Origin of the sequence: Rhizobium sp. WSM4643 (assembly GCF_025152745.1) — a bacterium.
GTDB classification, from domain to species: domain Bacteria; phylum Pseudomonadota; class Alphaproteobacteria; order Rhizobiales; family Rhizobiaceae; genus Rhizobium; species Rhizobium leguminosarum_I.
The window spans coordinates 888,192-903,559 of the sequence record NZ_CP104040.1; the positions used below are offsets into that span (position 1 = coordinate 888,192).

At 60.5% G+C, this 15,368-nt stretch carries 20 protein-coding genes and 1 pseudogene; 15 read left to right on the plus strand and 6 right to left on the minus strand.

Annotated elements, in window-relative coordinates:
- Nucleotides 1–47 precede the first annotated feature (47 nt).
- Nucleotides 48–185 carry a hypothetical protein gene (locus tag N1937_RS04530; protein ID WP_260057596.1) on the plus strand — a complete coding sequence of 46 codons (138 nt, stop codon included), beginning with the start codon at nt 48–50 and terminating at the stop codon, nt 183–185.
- The gene (locus N1937_RS04535) at nt 172–522 is read left to right on the plus strand and encodes an AraC family ligand binding domain-containing protein (protein WP_260057597.1); all 351 of its coding nucleotides are present in this window, start codon (nt 172–174) and stop codon (nt 520–522) included. The genes N1937_RS04530 and N1937_RS04535 overlap by 14 nt, the downstream gene beginning before the upstream one ends.
- A 15-nt stretch (nt 523–537) precedes the next feature.
- Here the strand turns inward: N1937_RS04535 and N1937_RS04540 are convergent, their stop codons facing one another.
- Entirely contained in the window at nt 538–1,329 is a 792-nt protein-coding gene (locus tag N1937_RS04540; protein ID WP_260057598.1) for an aldolase, read from the minus strand.
- A 309-nt stretch (nt 1,330–1,638) separates the two neighbouring features.
- Here N1937_RS04540 and N1937_RS04545 point away from each other — a divergent pair, with 309 nt between their 5' ends.
- The gene (locus tag N1937_RS04545) at nt 1,639–2,037 is read left to right on the plus strand and encodes a hypothetical protein (RefSeq protein WP_260057600.1); all 399 of its coding nucleotides are present in this window, start codon (nt 1,639–1,641) and stop codon (nt 2,035–2,037) included.
- Nucleotides 2,034–2,258, plus strand: a pseudogene (locus N1937_RS04550) (hypothetical protein). Before N1937_RS04545 ends, N1937_RS04550 begins: the two are co-directional and overlap by 4 nt.
- A gap of 91 nt (nt 2,259–2,349) precedes the next feature.
- Here N1937_RS04550 and N1937_RS04555 read toward each other — a convergent pair.
- Nucleotides 2,350–2,925 (minus strand): TetR/AcrR family transcriptional regulator, encoded by a 576-nt coding sequence (locus N1937_RS04555; RefSeq protein WP_260057601.1) that lies wholly within the window; start codon nt 2,923–2,925, stop codon nt 2,350–2,352.
- Nucleotides 2,926–3,038: 113 nt separating this feature from the next.
- Between N1937_RS04555 and N1937_RS04560 the strand changes: the two genes are divergently transcribed.
- Together N1937_RS04560 and N1937_RS04565 are read left to right on the plus strand one after the other, a co-directional pair.
- Nucleotides 3,039–3,827: an SDR family NAD(P)-dependent oxidoreductase gene (locus N1937_RS04560; RefSeq protein ID WP_260057602.1), complete on the plus strand. Its 789-nt coding sequence runs from the start codon at nt 3,039–3,041 to the stop codon at nt 3,825–3,827.
- Between the two features lie 122 nt (nt 3,828–3,949).
- Nucleotides 3,950–5,023 carry an alkene reductase gene (locus N1937_RS04565; protein WP_260057603.1) on the plus strand — a complete coding sequence of 358 codons (1,074 nt, stop codon included), beginning with the start codon at nt 3,950–3,952 and terminating at the stop codon, nt 5,021–5,023.
- Between the two features lie 157 nt (nt 5,024–5,180).
- On the opposite strand, the gene N1937_RS04570 is transcribed toward N1937_RS04565, so the two are convergent.
- From N1937_RS04570 to N1937_RS04580, 3 genes are all read right to left on the minus strand, one after another.
- Nucleotides 5,181–5,597, minus strand: coding sequence for a GFA family protein (locus tag N1937_RS04570; RefSeq protein ID WP_260057604.1), 417 nt, complete (start codon nt 5,595–5,597; stop codon nt 5,181–5,183).
- 64 nt (nt 5,598–5,661) lie between these two features.
- Nucleotides 5,662–6,126 (minus strand): SRPBCC family protein, encoded by a 465-nt coding sequence (locus N1937_RS04575; protein ID WP_222313146.1) that lies wholly within the window; start codon nt 6,124–6,126, stop codon nt 5,662–5,664.
- Complete coding sequence (locus tag N1937_RS04580; RefSeq protein ID WP_222295506.1) at nt 6,123–6,452, minus strand: ArsR/SmtB family transcription factor; 330 nt, start codon at nt 6,450–6,452, stop codon at nt 6,123–6,125. Before N1937_RS04580 ends, N1937_RS04575 begins: the two co-directional genes overlap by 4 nt.
- Nucleotides 6,453–6,642: 190 nt before the next feature.
- On the opposite strand from N1937_RS04580, the gene N1937_RS04585 reads away from it, so the two are divergent.
- Together N1937_RS04585 and N1937_RS04590 are read left to right on the plus strand one after the other, a co-directional pair.
- Nucleotides 6,643–6,993, plus strand: coding sequence for a hypothetical protein (locus tag N1937_RS04585; protein ID WP_260057609.1), 351 nt, complete (start codon nt 6,643–6,645; stop codon nt 6,991–6,993).
- 150 nt (nt 6,994–7,143) lie between these two features.
- Nucleotides 7,144–7,674 (plus strand): YidB family protein, encoded by a 531-nt coding sequence (locus N1937_RS04590; RefSeq protein WP_260057610.1) that lies wholly within the window; start codon nt 7,144–7,146, stop codon nt 7,672–7,674.
- Nucleotides 7,675–7,878: 204 nt separating this feature from the next.
- On the opposite strand, the gene N1937_RS04595 is transcribed toward N1937_RS04590, so the two are convergent.
- Nucleotides 7,879–8,760 (minus strand): dienelactone hydrolase family protein, encoded by an 882-nt coding sequence (locus tag N1937_RS04595; RefSeq protein WP_260057611.1) that lies wholly within the window; start codon nt 8,758–8,760, stop codon nt 7,879–7,881.
- 677 nt (nt 8,761–9,437) lie between these two features.
- On the opposite strand from N1937_RS04595, the gene N1937_RS31520 reads away from it, so the two are divergent.
- The 7 genes from N1937_RS31520 (at nt 9,438) to N1937_RS04625 (ending at nt 15,366) form a co-directional block, all read left to right on the plus strand.
- Nucleotides 9,438–9,689 (plus strand): type II toxin-antitoxin system HicA family toxin, encoded by a 252-nt coding sequence (locus tag N1937_RS31520; protein ID WP_221975330.1) that lies wholly within the window; start codon nt 9,438–9,440, stop codon nt 9,687–9,689.
- Nucleotides 9,686–10,186, plus strand: a complete 501-nt coding sequence (locus tag N1937_RS04600) for a type II toxin-antitoxin system HicB family antitoxin (protein ID WP_260057613.1) — start codon at nt 9,686–9,688, stop codon at nt 10,184–10,186. The genes N1937_RS31520 and N1937_RS04600 overlap by 4 nt, the downstream gene beginning before the upstream one ends.
- Entirely contained in the window at nt 10,179–10,616 is a 438-nt protein-coding gene (locus N1937_RS04605) for a hypothetical protein (protein ID WP_260057614.1), read from the plus strand. Before N1937_RS04600 ends, N1937_RS04605 begins: the two co-directional genes overlap by 8 nt.
- 345 nt (nt 10,617–10,961) lie before the next feature.
- Nucleotides 10,962–11,198 (plus strand): spike base protein, RCAP_Rcc01079 family, encoded by a 237-nt coding sequence (locus tag N1937_RS04610; protein ID WP_162119072.1) that lies wholly within the window; start codon nt 10,962–10,964, stop codon nt 11,196–11,198.
- 22 nt (nt 11,199–11,220) lie between these two features.
- Nucleotides 11,221–11,694: a terminase small subunit protein gene (locus N1937_RS04615; RefSeq protein WP_222387383.1), complete on the plus strand. Its 474-nt coding sequence runs from the start codon at nt 11,221–11,223 to the stop codon at nt 11,692–11,694.
- Nucleotides 11,660–13,231 carry a terminase gene (locus N1937_RS04620; protein ID WP_260057615.1) on the plus strand — a complete coding sequence of 524 codons (1,572 nt, stop codon included), beginning with the start codon at nt 11,660–11,662 and terminating at the stop codon, nt 13,229–13,231. The genes N1937_RS04615 and N1937_RS04620 overlap by 35 nt, the downstream gene beginning before the upstream one ends.
- The gene (locus N1937_RS04625) at nt 13,231–15,366 is read left to right on the plus strand and encodes a hypothetical protein (protein ID WP_260057616.1); all 2,136 of its coding nucleotides are present in this window, start codon (nt 13,231–13,233) and stop codon (nt 15,364–15,366) included. Before N1937_RS04620 ends, N1937_RS04625 begins: the two co-directional genes overlap by 1 nt.
- Nucleotides 15,367–15,368: the final 2 nt, after the last annotated feature.

Here is a 15,368-nt window from a genome sequence, read left to right on the forward strand (position 1 = left end):
GCAAGTACGTATGGTTGTATTTTCACTAAATCGCTGAAGAACTCGCGGTGGCAATCATCAGCGCCATCGAAGCCCACAAAGCAGCCACCGGCATTTTCGCCATTGATAGACGAGCGCTCTTGGCGCGCTGGATTTCCGCGCTACCTCTGCACGCGGCAACGGAGGAAGACGATGAAAATCCGTAAGTTCACGATTACCGATGTGGCGTTGGAGCGTTCTCCCGGGCAGCAGGCGGACATCTTCGTCGGCAATCTGGTCGACGAGCGGCAGGGAGGGCCGATCACCATCGGCTATGGACGCTACGCACCCGGCCAGAGCCTGACCGAGACGATTGCGGTCGACGACGTCATGATCGTTCTGGAAGGGCGGCTATCGGTCTCGACGGATTTGGGAACCGTCACCGCCGGGCCAGGCGAGATCGTCTACATGCCCAAGGGCGAAGCGGTGACCATCCGCTCGCATGAGGAAGGGGCGCTCACCGCCTATGTCACCTATCCGCATTGGCGCCCGGCGCACGCGTAAGCTAGGGTCTGCGGCTCAGCGCCTGTATTCCGGCTCGCTGCGATCGAGCGCGCGCTTCACCGACTCCAGATGGAGCCGGGCCGATTCCGGGTCTCCCTCGCGCATTTGCCGGTACGCCGCCTCCGCAATCTCAGGCGCGACGGCAAGGACCTGGCGTCCGGTCGACAGGGCGAGCGTCTGCACTTCGCAGGCGCGCTCGAGATAATAGAGGTCGTCCCAGGCCTCGGCGATATTGGGTGCGCAGACCATCACGCCGTGGTGCTTCATGAAGACGATGTCGGCATCGCCGATCGCAGCCGCAATCCGATCGCCCTCGCGCGCATCGAGCGCCAGGCCGTTATAGTTGCGGTCGATGGCCGTGCGTCCATAGAATTTCAATGCGGTCTGCCCGGCAAAGATCAGGGGATCGCCCTCCGTCATCGAAAGGGCGGTGGCATAAGGCATATGGGTGTGGAACGCCGCCTTGGCGCGCGGGACGTTCTTGTGAATCCTGGCGTGGATGTAAAAAGCGGTGGCCTCGGGCTGCCCGCTGCCCGACACGACATTGCCGTGAAAGTCGCAGATCAACAACATCGAGGCCGTCAGTTCTGCGAAAGCGTAGCCATAAGGGTTGACGATGAACAGGTCGTCATAGCCGGGAACGACGGCCGAGAAATGGTTGCAGATCCCTTCCTCCATGCCGAGCCTTGCCGCCATCCGGAAGCAGGCCGCCAGATCGACGCGGGCCTGCCAGATGTCGTCCGTATCAAGTTTCGGCTGGTTGGGGCCGCCGGCGGGCGATGGGGCTGTGTTGAGAGAATGCGCCATGGGTCGTTTCAGATTGGTGTCGAAGGAGAGGGTGGCTGTGTTCTGGATTACGCCCGGATCAGCCTCGCATCAAGCCGGCTGGAGACAAACATGGTTCGGTTCCCCCGGGCAAGGTCGTGCTCAAGCATTGAGGCAACAAGACAAGGCCGGAGCGGGTGCAGATCTCTTGATTATGCCGCACGCTCCGGCGGTTGCACTGAAAGGTTGCTCACAGAAAAACACCCGTCTTGACTCTCTTCGTTATCAGAACATAATAAGAACATCGGCGCGGCGGCCGCCATCTGAAAACCGAAGATATGGAGAGCGGATATGCATGAGCAGCCGATCGGCGAAGCCGTGGAAGATGATGCGTGGCCTGCAAGTGATGTGATGTGGCCGCCGGAGAAGGAGATTGAGGTCTCTGAGGTGCATGCAAGCCTGGCCAAGGCGGTGGCGGGGAGCCGCGGTGTGCGATATTTCACGGCCTTCGTTATCGACATCACCAGCGATGCCTATCTGGGCGATGTCCAGATGGCGATCGACGAGGCCGCCGGCGAGGCCTGCGGTATCCTGCTGACGATGCATGTGACCGGCCGTGACGCGGCAACCGGCGATCCGATTCTGACCCAGGAAGCCACGCGACCATTCAAGTTTCCCTGCGGCCAGGGCGTCGCGAAAGCCATGGCGAGCTTCTGCGACAAGCTCAAAATGGCGGGCATCTTTCCTTGAGCGCCGCCATGGAACCGGAAACATCGTCACCGCCGGTCGAAAATGAGCTTGTCGAGGTGGTCGCCTATCACAATGGCGATATGCGGGGGCGATATGCGGGCCGCAATCGGCACGCTGCTGGAGGACGTCCGCCATTTGCGCCGGCAGTTGATATTGGCAGAAGGCGCCATGGGCGGCGGCATGACCCGCGGAGCTGGCGGCCGAGCTACGATCGAGACTAAACCGTGTCGCGACCGTTCGGATTCGCTCCTCTTGGATCCGGCGATGGGACGACAACTGCGGCGGGAGGCGGCCGCTGGCCGTTGCGGTTCCTCATTCGGCTTTTGCCGGTGCCGAAGCGGGTCGGTCGGCTCCATCATCGATCCAGGCCAGCGTCTCCGTCAATATTTCCTTCGACAGGGCAGGATCGACTATGACGCGAGCGAGGATCGTTGCCCCGACCATCGCCGACCAGTTGGCGATTGCCCGGCGTCGGCGGTCGGCGTCCGGCCCTTCGACCTTCTCGCTCATCCAGTCGAGCTGCGCCCGCAGACCCTCCGTCACCGCCGCACGGGCCTCAGGGGTCTGGCGCAGCGTGTCGGCGGCAAGTCCGGAAATCGGGCAGCCACCGGCCCTGTTGTCGCGATGGCGCGGCGACAGATACTCTTCCATGTAGGCGCCAAGCGGAAGTGACGCACCATTGCGCTGGCCAAGCGCATGCGCGAGCGCCTGGACGATCAACTCGTCCTTCGAGCTGAAATGACCGTAGAAGCTGCCATGCGTCAGGCCCGCAGCCTTCATCACCTCGGCAACGCCGACGGCCTCGAATCCTTTCTCCCGAAACAGCCGGCTTGCGACTTCCAGGATCCTTTGGCGGTTTTCGGCCATCTGCTCACGGCTGATTTTCATGTTGAGATTTCTCCCTCTCTGCCATTGACTTTTTTATGATAGCCATCATTTTAAATCAGTAATTAGGATCGTCATCATAATTATATAACGCTCATTCGAAAGAGAACAAGACAATGACTGACACTCCCACCGTCCTCATCACCGGCGCCTCCTCGGGCATTGGAGCGACATATGCAGACCGTTTCGCCCGGCGTGGGCACAATCTCGTACTGGTCGCGCGCAATAAGGCAAGGCTGGAGGCCCTCTCGGCGCGACTTCGCGAGGAAACCGGCGTAACGATCGACATCCTGCAGGCCGATGTCACCAAATCCGATGAGCTCGCGGCGGTGGAAACCCGTCTGCGCGACGATCATCGGATCGGAATTCTGGTCAACAATGCCGGCACGAGCCTCGAAGGTACGTTTGTCAATCAGCCGGTCAATGATATCGCCCAACTGATCGCGCTCAACGCGACGGCGGTCGCCCGCCTTTCCAGCGCCGTTGCGCCACGCTTCGTCGAAGCGGGCTCGGGCGCCATCGTCAACGTCTCCTCGGTCGTCGGGCTCGTCCCGGAATTCGGAATGACGGTCTACGGCGCCACCAAGGCCTTCGTGACCTTTCTTTCCCAGGGGCTCAGCCTCGAACTCGGTCCCAAAGGCGTCTACGTCCAGGCGGTCCTGCCGGCGGCGACGCGGACAGAGATCTGGGAGCTTTCCGGCATCGACGTCAACACGCTCTCCGGCATGATGGAAGTGGGCGAACTCGTGGACGCCGCCCTGGCAGGCTTCGACAAGCGCGAGCCCATCACCATCCCGCCGCTGCACGATGCCGCTCAATGGGACGCCTATCAGTCCACGCGCCAGGCGATGATCCCGGGCTTTTCGCAGGCTGAGCCTGCAGAGCGCTATCGCGCCGCCTCCTAGCGCTTTCCGAAGCAACGCGCTGTCACAAACACAGGCTGTGTCGCAACGCCGGCCTGTGCCGGGTTTCGGCGCGAAACTCCGAGACCTGACAGAGATCCCTGAAATCAGACGAAAGAAACGCAATGACGGACAACGCAATTTTTGAACCCTACAGACTCGGCAAGCTGACGCTGGCGAACCGGATCGTGATGGCGCCCTTGACCCGCAACAGAGCCGGCGCCGGCTTCGTGCCGGGCAATATCGCCGCGACATATTATGCCCAGCGGGCGACAGCCGGCCTGATCATCTCGGAAGGCGCACAGATTTCGCAGGAAGGGCAGGGCTACCAGGATACACCGGGAATTTATACGCAAGCCCAGATCGACGGCTGGCGGAAAGTCACCGGCGCGGTGCATGCCAAAGGCGGACACATCTTCCTGCAGCTCTGGCATGTCGGTCGTATTTCGCATGTCGATCTGCAGCCGAATGCGCAGGCGCCGGTCGCGCCATCGGCCATCAAGGCCGAGACCAAGGTCTTCGTCAACAATGCCTTCGTCGACGTGTCCGAACCTCGCGCGCTCAAACTGGATGAGATCCAGACGATCATCGCCGGTTTCCGCCGCGCCGCCGCCAACGCGATTGCCGCGGGCTTCGATGGCGTCGAAGTCCATGGCGCCAACGGCTATCTGCTGGAACAGTTTGCCAAAGACGGCTCCAACACCCGCACCGACGCCTATGGCGGCTCGGTCGAACATCGCGCCCGGATGATATTGGAAGTCGCTGCGGCGGTGGCTGCCGAGGTCGGCGCGGAGCGGACGGGGGTGCGGATTTCGCCGGTCAACAGCGTCACCTCGAGCGATCCGCAGGCGCAATTCAACTATATCGCCGAGAAGCTTGGCCAGATGGGGATTGCCTATCTCCATGTCGTCGAAGCAGGGCGCGGGGGGCCGAATGAGGCTGCTGCCTTTGACTACGCCGAGCTCAGGGCCAAGTTCGCAAACACCTACATTGCCAATAACGGCTACGACCTCGACCGCGCAACGTTGCGATTGACGGAGGGCGCGGCGGATCTCTTCTCGTTCGGCCGGCCATTCATCGCCAATCCTGATCTCGTCGAGAGACTGAAGACCGCTGCTCCGCTGGCGGAGGTGAACCCGGCGACCATCTATGGCGGCGGCGCCGAAGGCTATACCGACTATCCCTCCATCGCCGCATGACAGTCGCCTGATGCACCGGCGCCGCGCTGCTGCGCGGCGCCTTTTCACCATGCCGGAAATTGAACTCTCCTGGCATCGCCTGCGTCAGCTCGTGTGAGCGTCGGGTTCACTGCACGTGACGATCTACGGGCGACTGCACCGGATTTATGCAGGAGCGTCACATCGGCGGCATTCCTCCGAATGTCTGCGCCGCCGGATCGACCCTGTCCCAGGCAAGGCCGCGCGCGGTGTAGGTCACCATCTGCGGCTGGTACCGGCCGGGCTCGTCGAGACTGGCGGCATGAACGGTGAAGAAGTCGGGCATGTAGGAGAAGGTCATGTAGACGGGTGCGCCGCAGGCGGGGCAGAAGCCGCGCGTCTTGACGTTGCCGTTGTCGGCGACCATTTGCCAATGCGTCGCCTGGCCTTCCAGCTTCACCGCCTGCCGGCTCGGGAAAGTCAGATAGGATCCGTGCCCGGTGCCGCTTGAAGCCTGACAGTCGCGGCATTGGCAGTCGTTCATCGCAATCGGCTCGGCTGAAATTTCATAGTGGATCGCACCGCAGGCGCATCCGCCGGTGTAAGGCTTGCTCATGTCTCTCTCCTGATGAAATGCTGCTCAATAAAATGTTGTGTCGGCAAGTGCGATGTCGGCCGCCTCAGTCCGTCTCGTCGACGATGGCGCCGATGTTCTTCACGACCTTCTTCCAGCCTTCGCCCATCTTCTGGAAGGCCGTTTCATTCCTGGGCAGGATGAAGCCGGAATGGATGAGGCGAAGCCGCGTGCCGGCTTCGACCTCGGACAGGATGAAGGTGACGACAGTGTCGAGCGGGGAGCCGTAGCCGGCGTTTCCCTCATGCCCGCCTTTCCAGGCATAGGAGAGACGCTTGTTCGGCTTCACCTCCAGCACCTGGCAGTGAATGGTGCCGTCCCAGGCGCCGGCGGGCGTCGTCTGGTAGGTGAAGCGTTTGCCTTCCACCGGCTCGAAGCCCGCCGGCATCATCAGCCAGCGGCCCATCAGATCCGCTGTGGTCAGCGTTTTCCAGAGCGTCTCCGGCCGATGCGGGAAAACCTCGTCGACCACGATCTCCTGCGTGTCGGGCTTCAATGCGGTGTCGCTCATGGATCGATTTCCTTCAGCAATGTTCTGAGATTGGCAAAACGGTCGCGCCAGAAGAGGCCGTAATGGCTCATCCAGTCGACAAGCGGTTCCAGGCCTTCCGGCTCGGCGCGATAATAGACCTTCCGCCCTTCGGGGCGCTCAGTGACGAGGCCCGCCTGTTTCAGGGCTTTGAGGTGCTGCGAAATGGCGCCCTGCGTGACGCTGCTTGCCCGCGTCAGTTCGACGACGGTGATCTCATCGGCGTTGACAATCTGCTCAAACACGGCCCGCCGTGTGGGATCGGCAAGCGCGCGCATGACGGCGGTGATGGAAACGGCTTCGGTCATGAAGAAACCAATAGCGCATGCTAATTGATGAGTCAACACTAATCTGTTTGGTCGACGGCCGGTCGCTACGCCGCTCAGGTGGCGCGTTCGGCTGTTCTTACGGAATGATCCAACGCCCTCGTGCCATGAGGAACAAAACGCGCATGCCGATGTTGCTACTCCAATGGTGATAGCACCGTGGGAGGAAGTTATGCATCAATCTCTTCAGTTTGTCCTGGTCGGCTTGGCCGCGATAAGCGGGCTGACAATCGCGCCGACGATCGCCGCGGCGCAGGACTTGGAGTTGCGTGTCGGCCCCGGCGGACTGGGCGTTTACGATCGTGATCGCGACCCCGACCGATATGATCGATATGACCGATATGACCGGCGCGGACGGCGAGGCTGCGATCCGGACGATGCCCTCGACATCGCACGCAGCGAAGGACTTCGCAGGGTGCAGATCATACGCATGTCTCCCCGCAGCATCGTTGTCCAGGGGATGACGCGCCGGGGACCGGAGCGAATGACCTTCGCCAACCAGCGAGGCTGCCCGGAAATCTGAGCCGCGGCGTGAGCAATAAGTCGGCCGGCCGGGGCGATCGTCGACCGAATGCGGCCGGCGCGGAACCTTTGGGCAATCCGAACATTGCTGCCCATGCAGCGCTCTGCTTTGGGCCGGCTGCATCGTTGAAGCACCATTGGAGGATTCATCATGATGAGCGGTCAATTGAAGGCGCTTCTCGCCGTCCTTGCCGTTGCCGGCTACCAGAACAGGGACAAGATCGGGGAGCTGCTGCGGGGCATCCAGAACCCTCAGCAGTCTGGCGCGGGAAACCAGCAGCCGGGCGGCCTTGGGGGCATCCTTGGCGGACTGGGTGGTGCGGGCGGTCTCGGCGGCTTGCTCGGTGGGCTGACATCCGGCGGCATCGTCAGCGGCGGTCTGGGCGATCTCCTGAAGACGTTTCAGCAGAACGGACACGGTGACAAGATCGACTCGTGGGTACAGCCCGGCCAGAATGCCGACATCAATGACGGCCAACTCGCCGAAGCACTGGGCCCGGACGTTCTGAACGAGATTGCTTCGAATACCGGCCTTTCACATCAGCAGATTCTCGATCGGCTGAGCCGCGATCTTCCCAAGGCCGTCGACGACCTGACTCCACAGGGAAAACTGCCGACCGCCGAAGAGTTTATGTCTTCCGCCAGCCAATCCACCACCTCCGCGCGGCCGAGCACCATTTGATATCGATGTAGTGGCGCAAGTCCAGCGCCACTGCGTCTGCCATCGCTGTATTTGCCCGCGAGCTCACCCGCACTCCGGCTCCCGCGGGCGTACCATGCCGACCTTCGCCGGCCGGCATGGATCCCAGGCTAGAGACCCCGGGATGACGGCGGTTAGGGTATTTTTCGCCAGACGCCCGCCGGCGACAGGCCTCGAGTACGCGCGCTAGTTCGAGAGGTACTTCTGAAGAAATGTGTGAACGCTGCGGATGGACTTTTCGGCGGCGTCTGGATTGTATTTTTCGATATGGCCAAACACCCGCCGCCCCACCTTAAACGCCGGGGCATCAAAATCGTGGTAGGTACCTTTGTAGATATTGAGCTCGATGGGCGGGCTATTGTCACTCAGACCGGCAAGCCTCTTCCGGCATCGGTCGGCCGGGCTCCAATTGTCTCGGTCGCCACTCAAGATCAGGGTCGGCACTGTCGCATCGCCCTGACTTCCGGCACAGAGGGGATAGTAGGCAACCGCTGCCCGGAATTTTCGGTCCATGAGCTGTTCGTTGCCCTCGATTTTTGTTCCCTCCAGCGTCGCCGTGCCGCCCGCTGAAAAGCCCATCAGCGCAACGCGCCTCGCATCGACAAAGCTTTGTTTCGACAAAAAATTCAAAGCGCCATAGGCGTCGAAGACGCGATCTGGGAGACGGCTTTCACACGTGTCCTTGATGTTGCGGGTGGTGAAGCTATCGACGACAAGCACGACGTAACCCCATGAGACCAGCCGTTTCGGCCACAGGTCTTTGACGCTCAACCGCATGCCCTCGCATCCATGCAGCACGACGACCGCCGGGAAGGGACCATCACCCTGAGGGCGGGACACATATCCGAGCAGGGGGGTGCCTTGCGGCTGAGGGAGGCTCTCTCCCTGTTCATTGGCCTTGCGGATTCGAAACGGGCTGAGCTTGACGGGCGCGCTTTCGAAGTGAACCATTTCGTCGGCATCAGCTGGGTTTCCAGCGAGCGTGGCGCTGAGAAAAGCGACAAGGCAAAGAAAAAGTCTCGTGGTTTTCACTGAACTTCTCCACCGTTTGTTCAACAGCCTGCTCATTGTACGCCGGAGCTGAAGGCTCGAAAAGCGGTGAGGCGTTCTGTCGATCGGGGCGATTTCAAACCGGCGCATGACCTGCGATTAAAAGCCCTTGATCACCCCCCGGCGGATCATTTATGACTACCGCAAATCCAAGCTGCGAAATTTGAGTCCAGAGGTGATGTCGACCAAATCGGCGGCGCCCTCGGATAGTACGCGCCATTCGCCAAGGCTTGAGAGCCGGCCAGCGTTACTGAGCTACCATCGCGAGTTTGCCGCAGAGCTTACCTCTTGCTCCGTCATCCCAGGGCTTGTTGTCCCGAGGATCTACGTTGGCCGCCACCGGCAGCGGACATGGATCCTCGGCATGGAGCACCGCCTACAAAACCAACTGATTATATGGCACAATTGCCAAGTTTTTGTCCCGCGCCATTTAATCGAGAGTCCTGTGGGACAAAGAGCATCTGATCTGTTCTTGAAAAAAACCACTAGGATAATGTAGTCCCTTACATTCTGGCCTTGCTTTCTTCTAGCGCAGTGCGGTCTATCATGGATGATACGACTCGTTTACTAGCGCTGTGTGCGCCAGAGGCTTTAACTTGCTCGAAACTATCCCCATGTATATGCGAGATTCAAATGCGACTATTTTTCAGTTGCATGGGAACGATCGCCGTGGAATAGACGTTGGATAATGGTCTATGTCGCGCGCAGATAGGCTGATTGAGGAACTGAAAGCATGTCATGGGCCTTACCCATACAGGGATATCGTCAAGATCCTTGTGTCGTTCGGCTTCGAGGAAGAAACTGGCGGAGGTGGATCAGGACGAAAGTTCTATCACCCCATACACAACCGGACCTTCATGCTTCATGAACCCCATCCCGGTAACGAGGTTCACCGGTACGTCGTCCGAAATCTTCGCGCCTTCTTGGAGGAACTGGGCTTAATATGAGCACGATCAAATACAAAGACTATCAAGCTCTGGTCGAATATGACGATGGCGCCTTCTTCGTAAAGGTCCTTCATATTGACGATCTTCTTGTCGCACAATTTAACGTGGCATCTGAGGCCGAAAACGTCCTGCGGGATTTGGTAGATAATTATCTCGCTCATTGCGAAGCCAATGGACGTCAGCCCAGCAGGCCATTTAAGGGATCATTCAACGTTCGCATTTCGCCTGATCTCCACCGCCGCGCAGCGATGGCCGCCGCAGATGATGGTCTGTCACTTAACCACTGGACTAACCTAGCAATATCCGAAAAACTTGAATGCACCCGGCTTTCGGATCGCATCCACGGAGTTATAACTGCGAAACAGGTCGCCTCGGTATGGGGCAAGGGCCAGCTTTCAAATGACGAATTCGGTATCCTGCGTCGGCCAACCACTTTCACAGGTCACGCAGTTGCGGCCGTGATTAAGAGCGATAAGATGCGGATTGTTCATGGCTAAGCGGAAGCCCCACTCGGATGCCAAAAGGCATCGTGTAATCGGCCTCTCATTAATCGAAGTCGATATCAAACAGTCGGCGATGGATGCGGAAAAGGAGCCCGACTCTGAGTTTCAGTACGACGCTGAAATTGACGATTTAGAGATAATGGATACGGACATTGTGGTTTTTGCTTGCATTTTCGCTCTGCGAAAAACTTATCCGGATCAACCTGACGATGTAACAAGCATCACGGCGAAATATTATTGTGGAGTACGTGCGGCGTCCGCTAAACCTGATGCCAGAGAACTCGCCTTGGGGTTTGCGGCAACAACTGTCTGGTCGTCGTTCTCGTCTCTATGCGCCATAGCGACGCAGCAGATGGGTACGAGTTTCCCCATCCTGCCTCCCGGTCCCGACACAATCAACATTCGGCGGCAGGACGAGACTTAACTGGGCGTGTGTGCGGTAGCGTTTCGCCCAATTCCGGCCGCTGGCGGGTGCAAGGGGCGCCCACTTGGTCGGGCAGGCTCGATATCAAACTGACGCGCGACCCACGATTAGCCGTTGATCACCCCCCGGCAAATCAGTTAAGACTACCGTAAATCCAAGCTGCGAAATTTGAATCCAGAAGGTGATGTCGACCAAGTCGGCGCCGCGCTCTGATCGGTGTGTCTGTCACCGTCCGGCCAGCTTCCAGATCATCATTGATCCCACATCCTCTTCCGCCTGACCTCTCATCTTCGATCACATCGGGATCGGGCCGGGTAGCGCTCGCCTCTTCAAAGGAGAACTGTAATGGACCCTTCGATTGCTCCGGCCTCGCGGGCCGCAGTGGTGACGCCGAACGATAGTGCTATTGTCGGTGCGCGTGCGCTTTATATCGGCACGACGGGCGATGTTGCCATTGCGCCGCGTCGGGACGTGGATCCGGTCATCTTCAGAAACGTGCCGGCTGGGACGATCCTGCCGGTTCACGCCGCCATCGTGGCGCTGACCGGGACTACGGCATCCAACATCGTCGCGCTGTTCTAGAAGCCTCCCGAAGCGGCGCCTCATGGGCAGACCCATCAAGTTCACCCAGGCGATTGCCGACAGGATTTGCGAGCGCATTGCCGACAGGGAAAGCCTGCGGTCGATCTGCCGGGATGAAGGGATGCCGGCCATGTCGAGTGTGCTGTCGTGGCTCGCCGATGACAACAAGGCAGCGTTTCGAGCCAAATACGCCCTGGCGCGCGAGATCCAGGCGGATGGCTTCGTCGACGAGATGGTCGAGATTGCCGATGACCGTGCAGACGACTGGATCGAAAAGAAGAATGCGAGCGGCGAGACCACCGGCTGGCAGGAGAATGGCGAGGCCATAAGGCGTTCGCAGCTCCGCATCGCCACCCGTCAGTGGGTCGCCGAGAAGCTGAGGCCGAAGAAATACGGTTCCAAGGTCGAGCCCGACCGTGGCATCGTGACAGGCGAGGTTTCGCAGTTGCTGGAAGATATCAATGGCAAGACGCGCGGACTTCCAAACGGCGGTTGACCAGTTTTCCGACTGGCGCTGGCGTCTCAACAACCTCTATTGGATCACCGACAAATCGGGCAAACGCGTCAGGTTCGAGATGAACTGGACGCAGATGACCTTTTTCGAGCAGATGCATTACCTCAATGTGCTGCTCAAGGCCCGCCAGCTGGGTCTGACGACCTTCATTCAGATCTTCATGCTCGATGCCTGCGTCTTCAACCGGGATATCCGCGCCGGCACGATCGCCCATACGCTGGGCGACGTGCAGACGATCTTCCGGGACAAGATCAAATATCCCTACGACAATCTGCCCGATGGTATCCGCAACGCCGTGCCTGTCGTCAGGGCTAACCAGACCGAACTGCTGCTCGGCAATAATTCGAGCATCCGTGTCGGCACCTCGCTGCGCTCGGGAACGCTGCAATATCTGCATATTTCCGAATATGGAAAGCTTTGCGCGAAATATCCGGAGAAGGCGAGGGAAGTCCGCACCGGTGCTTTGAATACGGTGCAGGCCGGCCAGCTGGTCTTCGTCGAAAGCACGGCGGAAGGCCAGGAGGGGCATTTCTACGCGCTTTGCGAAGATGGCCAGGTCAAGCAGCGCCAGGCGCTAGAGCTGACCGAGCTGGACTTCAAGTTCCATTTCTTCCCCTGGTGGAAGGAACCGCAATATGCGATCGCGCCTCAAGGCGTCATCATCACCGATGCTTTCGCAAAGTATTTCGGCAACCTGGCCGACCAGGGCATCACACTGACGGATGGGCAGAAGGCCTGGTACGTCAAGAAGGCCGAAACCCAGCTCGGCGACATGAAGCGCGAATATCCCTCGACGCCGGCCGAAGCGTTCGAGGCGAGCGTCGAGGGCGCCTATTACGCCGACCAGATGGCGGTGGCCGATGCCGAAGAGCGGATCGGGGTCTTCCCGCATGTCGAAGGCTATCCCGTCCACACCATCTCCGACATCGGCATGGACGATACCAACAGTGTCTGGCTGTTTCAGGTGCTGCCCGGCCGTGTGCGGATGATCGGCTATTTCGAGCATACCGGCACGGGCATGGACGGCATGCTTGACGAGCTGGAGCGGCGCGGGGCCGAGCACGGCTACGTCTACGGCGTCCACAACATGCCGCATGACATCAAGGTCAGGGAATGGACGCGCGGCGGCATGACCCGCATCGAGGTGATGCTGAGAGAGGTCAAGACCCGCGGTCTCGGCACCGTCCGCAAGATCGAGCGCGCCTATGTCCATGACCGGATCAACGGCACCAGGCGCATTCTGGCGAAGATCGAGTTCGATCAGGCCGGCTGCATCCAGGGCATCAAGTGCCTGCGGAATTACCGCAAGGACTGGGACGAGGATTTGAGCGTCTTCCGCGACGAGCCGCTGCATAACTGGGCCTCGCACGGTGCCGACGCTTTCGGCGGTCTGGCGATCATCTTCACCGGCTTGGCGCCTGAACCGCTGAAGCCGCAGGCCAAAGCCCTGCCGACCTTCCAGACGATGACATTCAACGAATTTGCCGATGCCACCCCTAGACATAGCGAGCGTGTTTGATGGAAGACGAAACGACGGCTTTGGCGGACGGGCAGCAATGGGACCTCGCAAAGGTCGGCGCCCGGTGGCAGCAGGAGCTCGAGCGTGCTCAGCGTTATTTCAGGTCCTGGCATGACCGCTGCGTCAAGATCGAGAAGATCTATCTCGACCAGCAGTCCGACCAGGCGAATGCGGCTAAGCGCCGGTTTCCGATGCTCTGGGCCAACACCTCGGTGCTGCAGCCGGCGGTCTACGCCCGGGTGCCGCAGCCCGTCGTCGAGCGTCGCTTCAAGGACGCCCAGCCGGTGGCGCGCATGGCCTCGGAGCTGGTCGAACGCAACCTCGCCTATATGGGCGACGAAGCCGATATCGATTCGATCATGCGGGCGGTGCGCGACGATTTCCTGCTCTGCGCCCGCGGCACCGTCTGGCTGCGCTATGAGGCCGATTTCGAGCCGCTCGACATGGGCGTCCAGCCTTCCGACCCGCCGGCGAATGGTGGCTTCCCCGAAGGTCTCCCCAACGGCTTCCTGGGCGGCTTGTCCGGCGACGGCGTGGGCGAAGATGGCGGAGCCCCGCCCGAGGTCATCAGCGACGAGCGTGTCTGCATCGATTATGTGCACTGGTCGGATTTCCTGCATTCGCCGGCCCGGCGCTGGAAGGATGTGACATGGGTGGCGCGGCGCGTGCCAATGACCGACGAGGAGCTGGAGAAACGCTTCGGCCCTGACGCCATGACATCGCTCTCAGCTCAGGCTGCCGGCAGCAACAAGGGCAGCAACCAGACGGAGCGCGCCGAAAACGAAGGCAAGACCCATGTCTGGGAGATCTGGTGCAAGAGCGAAAACTATACCGTCTGGATCGCCGATGGCGCGCCGGTGGCGCTCGAAGTGTCGGAGCCGCCGCTCGATCTGACGCATTTCTGGCCTTGCCCGCGCCCGGCCTATGGCACGATGTCGACCAGCTCGCTGATCCCGGTTCCCGACTATGTCTATTATCAGCAGCAGTGTGACGAGATCGATCTGCTGACGAAGCGCGTCAACAAGCTGACCGATCAGTTGCGCCTGAAAGTGTTCTATCCCTCCGGCGACGGCGCGATCTCGCCGGCGATCGAGAAGGCGATGCGGCCGGAAAACGATACGGTGATGGTGCCGATCCCAGAATGGGCTGCCTTCACCGACAAGGGCGGCTCGAAAGCCATCGTAACGCTGCCGATCGACGAAGTGCAGAAGGTGATCATCGCCTGCATCCAGGCCCGCAAGCAGCTGATCGAGGACGTCTACCAGATCACCGGCATCTCCGACATCGTCCGCGGCGATACCCAGGCGTCGGAGACGGCAACGGCGCAGCGGATCAAGAGCCAGTGGGGCTCGATCCGCATCCGCGACCGCCAGGCCGAGCTTGCCCGCTTCGCCCGCGACATCATCCGCCTTGCCGGCGAAATCATCTGCGACCAGTTCCAGCCGGAAACGCTGATGCTGGTGAGCGGCATCAAGCTTCCCAGCATGGCTGAGAAGCAGCAGGTCCAAATGCAGATGCAGCAGATGCAGATGGCCGCCCAGCAGGCAGCGGCGCGCGCCGAGCAGATGGGGCAACCCGCACCACCGCCGCCGCAGATGCCGCCGCAACTTGAGCAGATGATGCAGCAGCCGACGATCGACGAGGTCGTGCAGCTCCTGCGCAATGACAGCATTCGCGGCTTCCAGATCGATATCGAAACGGATTCGACGATCGAGCCCGACGAGGACGCCGAAAAGCAGCGCCGCATGGAATTCGTGCAGATGATCGGCGGCTTCCTGCAGCAGGCGGGCGCCATGGCGCAGCAGAACCCGATGCTGGTGCCCGTCATGGTCGAGACGCTGCTCTTTGCCGCCCGCGGCTTCAGGGCCGGGCGCCAGCTCGAAAGCACGCTGGAGCAGGTCGGCGCCCAGCTCTCCGAGGCCGCAACCGCGCCGAAGCAACCGCCGGAGCCGCCGGCCGAGCAGATGATCAAGCTGAAAACGGCTGAAGTGAAGGCGAGTGCCGAACAGCGGAAAGCCGAGCTTGGCGTGGCGCAAGCCGAGATCGAGCATCGCGCCTTGGTGGAACAGGCGCGCGGCGAGGCGGCGGCGCAGGCCTTGCAGCAGTTCCAGGCGCAGCAGCCCGCCTATCAGTGAAC

Coding starts and splice junctions, on each gene's coding strand:
- N1937_RS04535 (WP_260057597.1), top strand. CDS start 172: ATGAAAATCCGTAAGTTCACGATTACCGATGTGGCGTTGGAGCGTTCT.
- N1937_RS04540 (WP_260057598.1), bottom strand. CDS start 1,329: ATGGCGCATTCTCTCAACACAGCCCCATCGCCCGCCGGCGGCCCCAAC.
- N1937_RS04545 (WP_260057600.1), top strand. CDS start 1,639: ATGCATGAGCAGCCGATCGGCGAAGCCGTGGAAGATGATGCGTGGCCT.
- N1937_RS04555 (WP_260057601.1), bottom strand. CDS start 2,925: ATGAAAATCAGCCGTGAGCAGATGGCCGAAAACCGCCAAAGGATCCTG.
- N1937_RS04560 (WP_260057602.1), top strand. CDS start 3,039: ATGACTGACACTCCCACCGTCCTCATCACCGGCGCCTCCTCGGGCATT.
- N1937_RS04565 (WP_260057603.1), top strand. CDS start 3,950: ATGACGGACAACGCAATTTTTGAACCCTACAGACTCGGCAAGCTGACG.
- N1937_RS04570 (WP_260057604.1), bottom strand. CDS start 5,597: ATGAGCAAGCCTTACACCGGCGGATGCGCCTGCGGTGCGATCCACTAT.
- N1937_RS04575 (WP_222313146.1), bottom strand. CDS start 6,126: ATGAGCGACACCGCATTGAAGCCCGACACGCAGGAGATCGTGGTCGAC.
- N1937_RS04580 (WP_222295506.1), bottom strand. CDS start 6,452: ATGACCGAAGCCGTTTCCATCACCGCCGTCATGCGCGCGCTTGCCGAT.
- N1937_RS04585 (WP_260057609.1), top strand. CDS start 6,643: ATGCATCAATCTCTTCAGTTTGTCCTGGTCGGCTTGGCCGCGATAAGC.
- N1937_RS04590 (WP_260057610.1), top strand. CDS start 7,144: ATGATGAGCGGTCAATTGAAGGCGCTTCTCGCCGTCCTTGCCGTTGCC.
- N1937_RS04595 (WP_260057611.1), bottom strand. CDS start 8,760: ATGAGCAGGCTGTTGAACAAACGGTGGAGAAGTTCAGTGAAAACCACG.
- N1937_RS31520 (WP_221975330.1), top strand. CDS start 9,438: ATGTCGCGCGCAGATAGGCTGATTGAGGAACTGAAAGCATGTCATGGG.
- N1937_RS04600 (WP_260057613.1), top strand. CDS start 9,686: ATGAGCACGATCAAATACAAAGACTATCAAGCTCTGGTCGAATATGAC.
- N1937_RS04605 (WP_260057614.1), top strand. CDS start 10,179: ATGGCTAAGCGGAAGCCCCACTCGGATGCCAAAAGGCATCGTGTAATC.
- N1937_RS04610 (WP_162119072.1), top strand. CDS start 10,962: ATGGACCCTTCGATTGCTCCGGCCTCGCGGGCCGCAGTGGTGACGCCG.
- N1937_RS04615 (WP_222387383.1), top strand. CDS start 11,221: ATGGGCAGACCCATCAAGTTCACCCAGGCGATTGCCGACAGGATTTGC.
- N1937_RS04620 (WP_260057615.1), top strand. CDS start 11,660: ATGGCAAGACGCGCGGACTTCCAAACGGCGGTTGACCAGTTTTCCGAC.
- N1937_RS04625 (WP_260057616.1), top strand. CDS start 13,231: ATGGAAGACGAAACGACGGCTTTGGCGGACGGGCAGCAATGGGACCTC.